The organism is Paenibacillus oleatilyticus (assembly GCF_018998565.1).
GTDB classification, from domain to species: domain Bacteria; phylum Bacillota; class Bacilli; order Paenibacillales; family NBRC-103111; genus Paenibacillus_G; species Paenibacillus_G oleatilyticus.
This window is the reverse complement of the sequence record NZ_JAHNZO010000026.1, coordinates 60476-73048: the sequence shown is the minus strand read 5'-3', so window position 1 is coordinate 73048 and position 12573 is coordinate 60476. Positions and strand designations below refer to the sequence as shown.

General features: G+C 50.9%; 12 protein-coding genes. 6 read left to right on the top strand and 6 right to left on the bottom strand.

Translation table 11 applies throughout. The annotated features are described in order from the left end of the window. Positions 1-30: 30 nt before the first annotated feature. The 5 genes from KQX66_RS27145 to KQX66_RS27125 are packed head-to-tail and all read right to left on the bottom strand — an operon-like array spanning position 31 to position 3602. A complete protein-coding gene (locus tag KQX66_RS27145; RefSeq protein ID WP_216796003.1) occupies positions 31-717 on the bottom strand; it encodes an urease accessory protein UreF in 687 nt (228 codons plus the stop codon). Then, positions 710-1165 carry an urease accessory protein UreE gene (gene ureE, locus KQX66_RS27140; RefSeq protein ID WP_216796002.1) on the bottom strand — a complete coding sequence of 152 codons (456 nt, stop codon included), beginning with the start codon at positions 1163-1165 and terminating at the stop codon, positions 710-712. Before ureE ends, KQX66_RS27145 begins: the two co-directional genes overlap by 8 nt. A gap of 10 nt (positions 1166-1175) precedes the next feature. After that, complete coding sequence (ureC, locus tag KQX66_RS27135; protein WP_216796001.1) at positions 1176-2888, bottom strand: urease subunit alpha; 1713 nt, start codon at positions 2886-2888, stop codon at positions 1176-1178. A gap of 55 nt (positions 2889-2943) precedes the next feature. Beyond that, positions 2944-3255, bottom strand: a complete 312-nt coding sequence (locus KQX66_RS27130; RefSeq protein WP_216796000.1) for an urease subunit beta — start codon at positions 3253-3255, stop codon at positions 2944-2946. 44 nt (positions 3256-3299) lie between these two features. After that, entirely contained in the window at positions 3300-3602 is a 303-nt protein-coding gene (locus KQX66_RS27125; RefSeq protein ID WP_216795999.1) for an urease subunit gamma, read from the bottom strand. A 441-nt stretch (positions 3603-4043) separates the two neighbouring features. Between KQX66_RS27125 and KQX66_RS27120 the strand changes: the two genes are divergently transcribed. The 6 genes from KQX66_RS27120 (at position 4044) to KQX66_RS27095 (ending at position 10447) form a co-directional block, all read left to right on the top strand. Then, a complete protein-coding gene (locus KQX66_RS27120; protein ID WP_216795998.1) occupies positions 4044-4799 on the top strand; it encodes an ABC transporter ATP-binding protein in 756 nt (251 codons plus the stop codon). Further along, positions 4800-6734, top strand: coding sequence for an ABC transporter permease (locus tag KQX66_RS27115; RefSeq protein ID WP_216795997.1), 1935 nt, complete (start codon positions 4800-4802; stop codon positions 6732-6734). Between the two features lie 20 nt (positions 6735-6754). Further along, positions 6755-7114 (top strand): YxeA family protein, encoded by a 360-nt coding sequence (locus tag KQX66_RS27110; protein WP_216795996.1) that lies wholly within the window; start codon positions 6755-6757, stop codon positions 7112-7114. Between the two features lie 28 nt (positions 7115-7142). Beyond that, positions 7143-8186, top strand: coding sequence for a DUF418 domain-containing protein (locus tag KQX66_RS27105; protein ID WP_216795995.1), 1044 nt, complete (start codon positions 7143-7145; stop codon positions 8184-8186). Positions 8187-8332: 146 nt separating this feature from the next. Then, entirely contained in the window at positions 8333-9040 is a 708-nt protein-coding gene (locus tag KQX66_RS27100) for a response regulator transcription factor (RefSeq protein ID WP_216795994.1), read from the top strand. A gap of 3 nt (positions 9041-9043) precedes the next feature. Then, positions 9044-10447: a sensor histidine kinase gene (locus tag KQX66_RS27095; protein WP_216795993.1), complete on the top strand. Its 1404-nt coding sequence runs from the start codon at positions 9044-9046 to the stop codon at positions 10445-10447. A 53-nt stretch (positions 10448-10500) separates the two neighbouring features. On the opposite strand, the gene KQX66_RS27090 is transcribed toward KQX66_RS27095, so the two are convergent. Continuing rightward, positions 10501-12405: a M6 family metalloprotease domain-containing protein gene (locus tag KQX66_RS27090; protein WP_216795992.1), complete on the bottom strand. Its 1905-nt coding sequence runs from the start codon at positions 12403-12405 to the stop codon at positions 10501-10503. Between the last annotated feature and the right edge of the window lie 168 nt (positions 12406-12573).

Here is a 12573-nt window from a genome sequence, read left to right as displayed (position 1 = left end):
TGTGATGGTATGATGGAAATAGCGATGTCTCTAGGACATGAACAATCGCACGTGCAGTCGCTCATGGATCATTTGGGAGCATTCAAGGCCCGGAGAGGCGATGCCCAGATCGTCCGACTCTAATTGTCCGATTCTGTCCACCGCCTGAATCAGTTCATCCTGAAGCTCATGAATGAGCTGCTGCCCGTCGGTTTGCCCAAGCGGGATGCCTCGAACGCCATTTTGAATTAAACTGGTCGTGCACGAGAATAAGTAAGACAGCAGCGCCTGGGATGGCGAAATTTCAAAATGCCTTGCCAGCAGAGCGAACACAATAGCCGGATGACCGAAGGAAAGTTCGGCCCGGACCCGCTGCTGGTAGTCAGCCAGAGAAGGCGACCGGTACAGATCGTTGCCCAGCTTCAGCATCCGCTCCCCCATTCGCTGGCTCGCCTCTCGAACCTCCCTCGGAAGAAGCTGGGCGAACAGGATGCGGTCAATCTCCCAGACCTTCTCCGGCTCGCCCGCCTGAAGCGCTTCGGATACAAGGCGAAAAGCCAGCCCATCTGAGTAGATGAGCTGCTCCCGAATATAGACCTCAAGCCACTTTTTGAAGCTGTGTTTGTCCGTAACCTTGCCTTCCTGCATATACGTTTCCAGTCCGAAGGAATGACTGAACGCTCCGGTCGGCAAATTCGAATCACACCATTGAAGCAAAGTGAGCCATTGCTTATCCATGGCTGTGGCCGATATGGCGGAATGCCCGCTTGACCTGCCTCTTCTCGCGGGAAAATGGAATGCCCTGCTCCTGCAGAAGCTCTTCCACCAAAAAATCGTATTGGATCAGCATCCCATCTCCTTCGAATTGAGCCGGCAGATGGCGGTTGCCAAGCTTATGGGCAATATCGCCCATCTCCTGCAGTGTCCGCGGACGAATGACAAGAAGATCATCCGGAACCACATCGATCATGATGAGGTTATGATCATCCATGTACAGAATGTCGCCGGCTACGAGGTCTTTCGCTTCTTTCAACCGAATGCCCAGCTCCTTGCCATGGTCGGTTGTCACGCGTTGGATTCTTTTTACCAGATCGCTGCTTTCCAGATATACTTTTTCAATATGACGCTTCTTCAGCTCTTCGCTGCTTAGCTGATCAACATGGGTTACCACTTGTTCAATAATCATCGGGTTCACCTCAGAATAGGAAATAGCGCTGTGCCATCGGCACAACATCAACGGGCTCGCAGGTCAACAGCTCACCATCCACGCGCACTTCATACGTTTGTGCATCCACCGTGATCTCCGGCGTTTCAGCGTTATGCTTCATATCTTTTTTGCTTATATGGCGAATACCGTGGACCGGCAGCACCATTTTTCGCAAGCCCAGCTTTTCATGAACGCCAAGCTCATAAGCTGCCTGGGACACAAAGGTGATGGAGCTGCTTTGCAGCGCTTTGCCGTAGGACGCAAACATGGGGCGGTATAAAATCGGCTGCGGCGTCGGAATGGAGGCGTTAGCGTCTCCCATCAGGCTGTGGACGATCATACCGTTCTTCATGACCATCTCCGGCTTCACCCCGAAAAAGGCCGGTTCCCAGAATACGAGGTCCGCCATTTTACCTGCTTCGATGGAACCTACGTAGCTGCCGATCCCCTGAGCAATAGCAGGGTTAATTGTATATTTGGCTACGTACCGCTTGACCCGCTCGTTATCGCCAACGCCGGCATCTCCCGGCAGCTTGCCTCTTTGCTTCTTCATTTTGTCGGCGGTCTGCCAGGTCCGCATAATGACTTCCGCTACCCGGCCCATCGCCTGAGAATCGGAGCTCATAATGCTGATAATGCCAAGATCGTGCAAAATATCTTCGGCGGCGATCGTCTCTCTGCGGATACGCGAATCGGCGAAGGCGATATCTTCAGGCACCTTGGGGCTTAGATGATGGCAGACCATCAGCATATCCAGATGCTCGTCGATCGTATTGACCGTGAACGGACGAGTCGGATTGGTTGAGGCGGGAAGCACATTGGCGTAGCCCGCCATCTTGATAATATCCGGGGCATGTCCTCCTCCGGCGCCTTCCGTATGGAAGGTATGGATGACTCGGCCATGAATCGCAGCAATCGTATCCTCGACAAAGCCGAACTCGTTCAGCGTATCGGTATGGATCGCCACCTGAACATCATATTCGTCTGCGACACGCAGCGCATGATCGATGGTCGAGGCCGTAGCGCCCCAGTCTTCATGGATTTTGAGGCCGATCGCTCCGGCACGCACCTGCTCGGCCAGCGGCTCTTCGGCTGATCCGTTCCCTTTGCCCAAGAAGCCGACATTGATCGGGAGACCTTCTGCAGCTTCGAGCATCCGATAGATGTTCCACTCTCCGGGTGTACACGTCGTCGCCTTCGTGCCCTCGGCAGGGCCTGTCCCTCCGCCGATCAGCGTAGTCACACCGGAGGAAAGGGCGGCTTCGACTTGCATCGGGTTAATAAAGTGGATATGGGTATCGATGCCGCCTGCCGTTACGATTTTGCCCTCGCCGGCAATGATTTCGGTCCCTGCGCCGATGATCAGGTCCACACCATCCATCACCAAGGGGTTGCCGCTTTTGCCGATTCCGGCAATTTTCCCGTCGCGGATGCCAATATCCGCTTTATAGATCCCGGTATAGTCCACGATAATCGCATTGGTGATGACGACATCCATAACCCCTTCTGCGCGCACGGCCAGCGGATGCTGTCCCATGCCGTCGCGTACCGACTTCCCGCCGCCAAATTTGGCTTCTTCCCCGTATTGTGTGTAATCTTTTTCGATCTCAATGAACAGCTCCGTATCCGCCAAACGGACGGCATCTCCAGTTGTCGGTCCGTACATATCTGCATATTGTCTTCTTGACATACTGAAACTCATCATGGTTCCTCCCTTATCCTTCTGCTGTAAACTGTGCGATGCTGACCGCGTACGTCTATCTGTTCACTGAGCCTTCGGTTTTGTTATTGAATCCATACACACGGCGTTCTCCGGCAAAGGGGATCAGCTCTATCTTTTTTGAATCGCCGGGCTCGAAGCGCACGGCTGCACCGGCCGGGATGTTGAGCCGCATGCCAAAGGCAGCTTCCCGATCGAACTCGAGAGCTGTGTTTACTTCGTAGAAATGGTAATGAGAGCCTACCTGAATCGGACGATCCCCCGTGTTAAGCACCTCGAGGGCGATACTCTTTTTTCCCGCGTTGCAAACGATGTCGTCATTCCGCAAAATATATTCCCCTGGGATCATATCCAATTCTCCTTCTCTTCTGCATGATGGATGGTCAGATCAAACTATTTGATCGGTTCATGAACCGTTACAAGCTTCGTCCCATCCGGGAATGTGGCTTCCACTTGCACGTCATGGATCATTTCGGGGACACCTTCCATAACATCCTCACGCGATAGCACCTTCGTGCCCTCTCTCATAAGCTCCGCAACGGTTTTCCCGTCCCGCGCTCCTTCCAGAATTTCATAAGTGATCAACGCGATCGCTTCGGGATAATTCAGCTTGAGCCCTCTCCCCTTCCGGCGCCTTGCCAAGTCGGCCGCTACCACAATCATTAATTTCTCCTGCTCTCGAAGCGAGAGTTTCATAATTCAATCCTCCTTGTAGGAATTGTGTGATGTTGAGCCCAATTGGTTTTTTTTCCTGTAAAACAAGATTATTCTAGCGCCGTGATATTAAAATTAGATTAATGGAATATTATTCTAAGGTAAAATATTTACATTTAAATTAATCTTTTTACTTCTTCGACACAAAAAAGGGTGCCCCTCAGCCATTTTCATAGCTTTGGGGACACCCTCTTTTGCGTTAACGGTAATCGCCGCATTTTTTCTTAACCCGCCTATTCTTTTTTGTCGAAGTTTTCCACGATAAACTATTTTCGACAAATTACCAAAAATCCTTCACAGCTTGTTTACAACCCCTCTTCCCACCCCCTACTTTTTTTAAGGTTCCTGTAAGGTTCCTATTAAAACGCTGTAAGGTGCGGCGAACTATAATCGTTCTTGTAAGAATACAAGGAGGATTACTTCATGAAAACCATCTTACAAGCAAGCAACGTTCAAAAAATATACGGTACGAAGGAAAACCAATACAAAGCGCTGGAAGATATCGATCTGGAAGTGAAGGAAAGCGAGTTTATCGGCATCATGGGGCCTTCGGGGGCGGGGAAATCCACCTTGCTCAATATTTTGTCCACCATCGATACCCCGTCGTCCGGAGAAATCGTTATTGCCGGTCAAAATATCGTCAAAATGAACGAGGAACAATTGTCGGACTTCCGCCGCAATCAGCTCGGCTTTATTTTTCAGGACTATAACCTTCTCGATACGCTGACGGTCAAGGAAAACATCCTGCTGCCGCTCGCCTTGTCGAAGGTTCCGGCCAAAGAAATCGAAGCGCGCGTCCATGAAATCGCCGATACGTTCGGCATCCGGGACATTCTGGGTAAATACCCCTATCACATCTCCGGGGGCCAGAAGCAGCGGACGGCCGCGTCGCGCGCCATTGTCGCCAATCCGAGTTTAATTCTAGCGGACGAGCCGACGGGCGCATTGGATTCGAAATCGGCCACCAGCCTGCTCGAAAGTCTGACCCTGCTCAACGAACGGCATCGATCGACGATCATGATGGTGACGCACGATGCGTTCGCCGCCAGCTTCTGCAAGCGAATCTTGTTTATTAAAGACGGCAAAATGTACGCCGAAATTCATAAGCTGCAGCAATCGCGGCAGGAATTTTTCCAAAAAATATTGGATGTCCTCGCTTCGCTTGGAGGTGGGCGGTAAATGACGCTAGTTCAGCTTGCCGGAAAAAACATCCGGAAAAACTTCACCAACTACTTTCTATACTTCGCTTCGATGATTTTTAGCATCGTCATCTACTTCACGTTCGTGTCGCTAAAATACGATTCGACGATCCTGGCTACATCGGACACGTCGCCCAAAATCAGCTCCGCCTTTACCGGGGCTTCAGCGGTCTTGATGATTTTCGTCGCCATATTCATCTGGTACTCCAATGCCTTCTTCACCCGCAAGCGTAAAAAAGAAGTCGGCCTGTACTCGCTGCTCGGCGTGCGGAAGAAGCAAATCGGCCGGATGCTGTTCTACGAAAACCTGATGATGGGCCTCTTGGCTCTCGTGATCGGCATCCTGCTCGGGTCGTTATTGTCCCGAGGGTTTGTGACGATTCTGATGAAGGTCATGGGCTATGATGCGATGGCGAATTTTCATATTTCGCCGCAAGCGGTGATCAACACAATCGTCGTATTCACCGTGATCACCGTCATTACGTCGCTCCACGGGTACCGATTGATCTACCGGTTCAAATTAATCGAGCTGTTCCAGGCGGACAAAGAAGGGGAGCAGGAGCCGAAAGCCTCCTTGGCGATGGCGCTGTTAGCCGTACTCTGCATTGGGATCGGCTACTGGCTGGCGCTTCAAAACATATTGGAATCCGCCGCTTGGCGAAACATGGGCTTCATGGTGACGCCACTCGTGATCGTGGTCGCCGTGATCATTGGCACGTATTTATTGTACAGCACCTTCATCGTGTACCTGCTGAAGATGGCGCGGAAAAACAAAAAGCGATTTTGGAACGGCGTGCAGATTATCAGCACCTCCCAGCTTCTGTACCGCATGAAAGGAAACGCCCGCACGTTAACGATTATCGCCGTCCTGAGCGCGACGACACTGACGGCCGTCGGAACGGCGTACAGCTTCTATTACAACAATCGAAGCAGCGTCGCGCTTGCCGATCCGAACAGCATGATGTTTATAGCGGAGGACCAACGCATAGCAAGTGAAGTCCAAGACCGGATCTCGCGCGATCAGAAGCATGAGGTTGTGTATCATGAGCGCATTCCGGCCCTGCAAATGAAGGTAGATATTACGAGCCTTAACAGTAAAATTTCCAGCGATATCGTGAGCTATACCGTCATTTCCAATACAGCTTTTAACAAACTGGCGGAGCTCCAGCAGCGAAAAGATTCGCTGGCGCTGCAAGGACAAGAAGCGGCCGTACTGGATGCGGGATATTACGAAGGGCTGTCGCCTGAATATGTAGGCTCGACGGTGTCCTTGAAGGCGAAGGAGCTTGCGGAGAACGTTACCTTCACAAGCCTGAAGCGGTACAACGTCCTCAATCTTCGAACAGCGAATACGACCGTCGTCGTCAGCGATGAGGTCTTTGCCAAATTGCAGAAAGAAACCCCCATCCTGAATTTGGAAGCTTACAAGATGACGCACGAAGACGACGCGAAGTCCCTAACGAGCGAGATTCAATCCATGCTGCCGCGGGAAGCGCACTTTTCCAGCTTCTATACGGATTATGCCGCCGGTATGGAATCGAGCGGGCTCATCATTTTTATGGGCGGGTTTCTGGGATTGGTTTTTCTGGCCGCCACGGGGAGCATCATTTACTTTAAACAGCTTACGGAAGCCAACGCGGACAAGGACCGTTACGTCATTTTGCATAAAATCGGCGTGAACAAAAAAGAAATTCGCAAATCGATCGCCAAACAAATCTTATTCGTCTTCGCCCTGCCGTTAATCGCGGGAATTGCGCATTGCGCCGTCGCTTTAACCGCTTTATCAAGACTCATCCAAACGAACCTGGTGATTCCCGTCTTGATCTGCATAGGCGCTTACGCCTGCATGTACATCATTTATTACTTCTTAACCGTCAACACCTACTACAAAATTGTAACCAAATCGAACGCATAACATGGAACGGGAGAGGACCTATGAAAAAAATCATCATTTCTTGCATCGTCATCGCGGCTCTTTTGCTCGGGGGCTTGTTCTTCCTACAGAACGTCAATCTGAACCGCTTAGGAGCGGACGTCTATTATACGCAGATTCAAGGACAAGGAAAGAAGCTTGAAGATAAAATCGACAGCGGAGAAATCATGGTCAGATATGAATACGAGCTTCCGGCTTTCGATAAAAACGGGCAGCAAAAGACATTTAAGTTCTCCGCCCCCAAGCAGCTTCGGGAGAAAGCGTATCTCAGCCTGTTTGTGAAGGACGGAAAAGGCGTGACCTCCTACGAGGAAGTAACGAAAGAAGAGCTTCCCGGGAAAGCAAGTCAGCAATTGCAGTAAAACGAACAATCGTAAGGAGCCAACCACTATGAACCCATCCATCCCGCAGCAAGAAAGGATCGCAGCCCTGGATATCATTCGGGGGCTTGCGTTATTCGGAATCTTGTTTATCAATGTCAAAGGATATATCGTCCTCACCGAAGGGATGATAATACCGGAGAACGCCGGAATTAATCAAGTCATCGACACCCTGATTCTCATGTTCGTGGAAAAGAAGTTTTTCTCCATCTTCTCGTTCCTGTTCGGCGTCGGCTTCTACATCTTCGCCTCGCGCGCCGAGCGCCGGGGGGACAAGCCGCTCTGGCGGTTTGCCCGCCGCTTACTGGTGCTCCTCCTCATCGGCATTATTCATGCCTTTATCTTCTGGGGCACCATCCTGCCTATTTACGCGTTGATCGGTCTGCTGCTGCTGCCATTTTACCGGGCCAAGGTGACGACGATCCGTAATTGGCTCGGAGGCATCACCGGTGTATACTTGCTTGCGCTCATCTCGAAGCTCGCGATGGGGGCCGCAGTTCCGCTATCCAGCGTGATCGATTTTGTAATCTCGGATACGACTTTAATCTTCATCATGTTCTTGGCCGGGTTTCTTGCAGCAAAAGCTGATTGGATCAGACGGATCGGAGAATTGAAAAAGCAGATTCGACTGGTGCAGTTCGGGTCCTTGCCGGTCTTCGCCGGGTTGTCGGTCTGGATCTGGATGACTGCCCAGCATGGAACGGATGAGCTGAAGCTCATCATTTCCTTGAGCGCCATTCCCGGAGTCTTGTTGTATGTGACATCTCTGTTTCTGCTTCTTGAGCATCGGACAGCCCGGACGATCCTTCAACCCTTCGCACGCGTAGGCCAAATGGCGCTGACGAATTATGTCGCACAAAGCTTAATTGGATCATTGTTCATCTTACTCATGGGCCTGGAGACAGTGTCCCCAACCAATGTGGTCCTCATCGCCTGCCTGATTATGATCGTGCAGCTCATCTACAGCAGCCTGTGGTTCCGCTATTTTAAGATGGGCCCGCTGGAAAAAGCATGGCGGTTTATGACGTACGGCAAAAAGCAAACCGTTAAATAAATCCGGACAATGCGCAATGAAGCTGATGCAGCACGGCTTTCTTGCGCATTTATTTCATGCCGCTTGATAAATGAAAAAAAGTGCCGCATACTCACACATAACAGAATTGCATTCCACACCTTTCCCTTCCCAGGAGGCACGATGACATGTCGATCAACAAAAAGGTATTGATTATAGACGATGAGGAAGCCTTATTGAAGCTTGTGGCCACGGTCCTGCGCAAAGAAGGCATCGAGCATGTCATCACGGCCACGACGGCGGAAGACGGTTTCGCTCAATTCCAGCATAAGCAGCCGGATCTTGTGCTGTTGGACATTATGCTGCCGGATGGGGAAGGCTATGACGTGTGCAGGCAAATTCGAGCGGTCTCGAAGGTTCCGATTTTATTTTTATCGGCCAAGACAGAGGAAATCGACAAAATTTTAGGCTTTGCCATCGGCGGCGACGATTATATTACCAAGCCGTTCAGCCCCAAAGAGCTGGCTTACCGCGTCAAGGCTCAATTGCGCCGAGCCGATTATATGCAGCCGGAGGCCGCGCAGGATACCGTCTTAACGGCGGGCCCTTTTGCATTGAACGAACAAAAAGCGGAGTTTTTAAAGAACGGAACGAGCATCGAATTAAAGCCGAAAGAGCTCGGATTAATGAAGTATTTTCTCCAGCACGTCAATAAAGTGATCAGCAAAGAAAGGCTTTACGACGCCGTCTGGGGGGAGGATTTTATCGGCATCGACAATACGGTTATGGTCCATATCCGGAGGCTGCGGGAAAAAATTGAAGAGCAGCCTTCGCAGCCCCGCTATTTAATTACCGTCAAAGGCTTGGGCTACAAGCTGGCCATCGAGGATGAATAGGCTATGAAATGGAAGTTAACAGTAAGATATCTGATCTCGGTTGTCTTCGTCGTCATCTTCATTATTTTCGTCAACCTGTTCCTTATGCTTGCATTTTTTACGGCTCGGTCTGTGCTAAACATCCCCTTCTTTCAAGAAGAGGAACACTCTCCCGAGCAATTTACACGACAGTTTCAGGATCGGATCGTGATTTCCGGCGATGCACCGACGATTGCCGATACAGGTAAGGAGGAGCTAAGCAGCAGGAACGCATGGATTCAAATTTTGGATGAAACCGGCAAGGAGCTGTTCAGCTACAGGGCGCCGGAAGGGCTGAAGAAAAACTACACTCCCTCGGAAATCGTGCAAATGTACAAGTACAAGGAAGTGAATGGCGAGACGACGGTTTTTGTCGGAGACAAGAAAGTGGGCGGCCGCGCCTACAGCTATTTGATCGGGATGGAAAACCGCAATATCAACCGGTATTTTATTTTGTACGATAATCAATCGTTGTTTGGCATGGTGAAGGTTGGCGGCATCGTTCTCGTTATCGATATTTTGATTACGCTGCTGATCGGGTATTTCTTGAGCAAACAGCTGACCAAGCCGCTGTATACGCTCATCGACGGGATCAAGCGGCTGGCAAGCAATGAATATTTTCATGCCCGGCCGGCGGGTGTCTTTAAGCAAGTATTTTCGAATATCAATCATTTGTCCAATCAGTTGAAGGCAAATGAGTCGGAACGCAAAAAATTGGACCGGATGAAAGAGGAATGGGTTACGAATATTTCCCACGATATTAAAACGCCTCTGGCCTCGATTCAAGGCTTTGCCGAAATGATGAAGGACCCGGATTACCGCTTTACCGAAGACGAAATCAGGGAATACGCCGACATTATCGAGAAAAAGTCGCTTTATATTAAAGAGGTCATTGAGGATTTAAGCTTAACGACAAGATTGAAAAACAAAGAACTGACGTTAAACAAAAAAGCGACCAATCTCGTCGTGTTATTGCGAGATATCGTGATCGATATCGTCAACGACCCGAAGTACGCCAAGCGTCATATTGAATTTCATGCCAATCAAGAGAACATCCCGGCAGAGGTGGATGAAATTCTTGTGCGGAGAGCGATCCACAATTTAATTTATAACGCGCTCATCCATAATGACGCCAACGTGAACATCACCGTCCGGATTGAAAAGACCGATCGGATTCACATTGTCATCCAAGATAACGGCAAAGGCATCCGAAAAGAGGAGCTCGACAAAATCTTCGACCGCTATTACCGCGGCACCAACACCGGAGACGCGCATAAAGGCTCCGGACTCGGCATGGCGATAGCCAAAGATGTTATTCAGGAGCACGGTGGAGAGATAGCAATTCATAGCGAGGTCGGCCGCGGGACGACGATTGACATTCAAATGTAGACTCGGTTCGTGACGAGGGGAAGGGAGCGCGGCATGGCCGGCTCCCTTATGGTTTACTTGACGAGGACTTTAAGCGGGGAAGACTTCGTAGTACCGAATGAGTTCACCAGCTCGCACGTATAAGTATACGTTCCGGGCTTTTGGTTCGTGAAGGTTTTAACCGCCTTTTGCGCTTGCGAGCTGTTGTCCGTCAGCTCTTCCTCATAGATCAGCGTATCGTTCTCATACAATCTCCACGTGTCGCCGTTATTGCCCCACCACATGTTCATCGTGATCGCATAGTCCTTCTCGTTGTTCCAATTATTGTGGCTCAGGCTGGGGGAACCGGGAACATCGGTCGCCTTCACCGATCCGCTTGCATTGCCGATTTTGACGCCAACCTTCATGGCGCTGCTGCCGGGGACATTCACGTTCACGGAAATTTTCGTATCGGTGCCTTCATAAGTCGCGCTCGAAGGCTTCGTTTTCGGGCCGAACGACGTATTGAAACCGCTTGCGTAATAGTGGTCGTATGTGCCGCTCTTCTTCGTATCGAGCTGGCTGTAGCCGAGCGTGCCTTCGTTGGCTTCTTCGAGATCGACCAGCTTCCGCTGTTCATTCGTATTGCCGCTCTGCGTCTCATCTACGTGCCAGACCGCGATGCCCGGCTTTCCGCCCTTGAGCGACTTTTCCAGTGCCCGGTCATATCCCACAAACCCGCGGTTTTCCAGCAGGAAAAACTGTCCCGGCGTGCTTGTGTTGATTTTGACGACGTTGTACGCATTCGGATTCGCCGGCTGAATCGTGTTGAGCGTATACGTATACGAGCCGTTCGCGCTCACTTCCGTCGGCTTCACCCACCCGAGCCGGTATTTGGACCAAGCGTCCATATGAACCGGTGTGGAACCCGCGTAGTTGTTTCCGTAAGAGCCCCATGACCCACCGGCCATCAGGCTGTGCGGACCGACACCCATGGAGGAATTATCCGTGTCATACAGATCTGGAAGACCGAACAAATGACCGGTCTCGTGAACAAGCACGCCCATCGTCGCCATATGGTCGTCGTGGTTTTCGCCTTGCTGGATATACTCCAGATTCACCGTTTTGCCGTCTCCCTGCCATGTTCCAGCGGACCAGCGGTGCGCCCACAGACTCGGCGTCTTACCGCCACTGTAAGCGGCTTCATAACCGGCCGTGACGGTTACCAGAAACAGCTCGTCCCGTGTGACTTTGCCATCGTTGTTCGTGTCGAAGCTGGCAAAATTGACGTACGGATCGGCAGCCGCTATGGCGTCCCTGACGATTTTTTGGTTGGCCGCTCCGGTGTTGCCTCCCGTATTCGGGTGAGGATAGCCGAGCTTGACACGAACGACGCCGTCACCAGCCGTGCCGTACGATTCCGCCGCAGGGCCGATCGTCATTTTTCCTGCGCTGACCTCTTTGTAGTAGTGCTTCACCGTGCCTTCCTTATCGCCGAAAAATTTGTCGCTCCACTCGCTATCGGAATATTTCATGCCGATATCGGTGAAATCCACGAGCATTACAAGCAGCTTACGGGAGCTGCCGGTGTTGATCGGCGCAAGGGACGGGCCGGGGTCCGGTTCTCCGAGAAACGGCGCGACGTTGGATTTGATCTTCTCCACGATCTGCTGATCCTGCGCCCACTGCTTCACCTGCTCTTGCTTGAGCGTCTGATCCGGTTTCGGGTCAATGTTCACCCTTTTTCCGCTTGGTTTTAACGAAATTCCTTCAATTTCGGCATAATTCCAAAAACCGTTCTTGTCCTGCACTAATACGTCGTCATCCACCCCCTTCGTCCAGTTCAGCCACTCGTCACCCTGCAGAGCCGCTTGGAACGTCTCTCCTGTCGGCTGCTTGAAGACCTCCGTTCCGCCATAAGCCGGAACTCCCAAGCTCACCGATGCGGAGCCGAAGTAGGCCAAACCAGAAATGATTAGACCGCATGTTAATTTCTTCAATTTACCATACCTCCCTTATTTTTACTTCCTCTTTAGTATAAGGGATACTTTAGCGGCTGGGATGAGTTGATAGAACTACTAGAGAGTATTTATTTTATACGCCTACTCGGCTAGTTGACCTTCGATGCATGGGAATTTTATCCTAAAATATTGACATCACGCCCGATA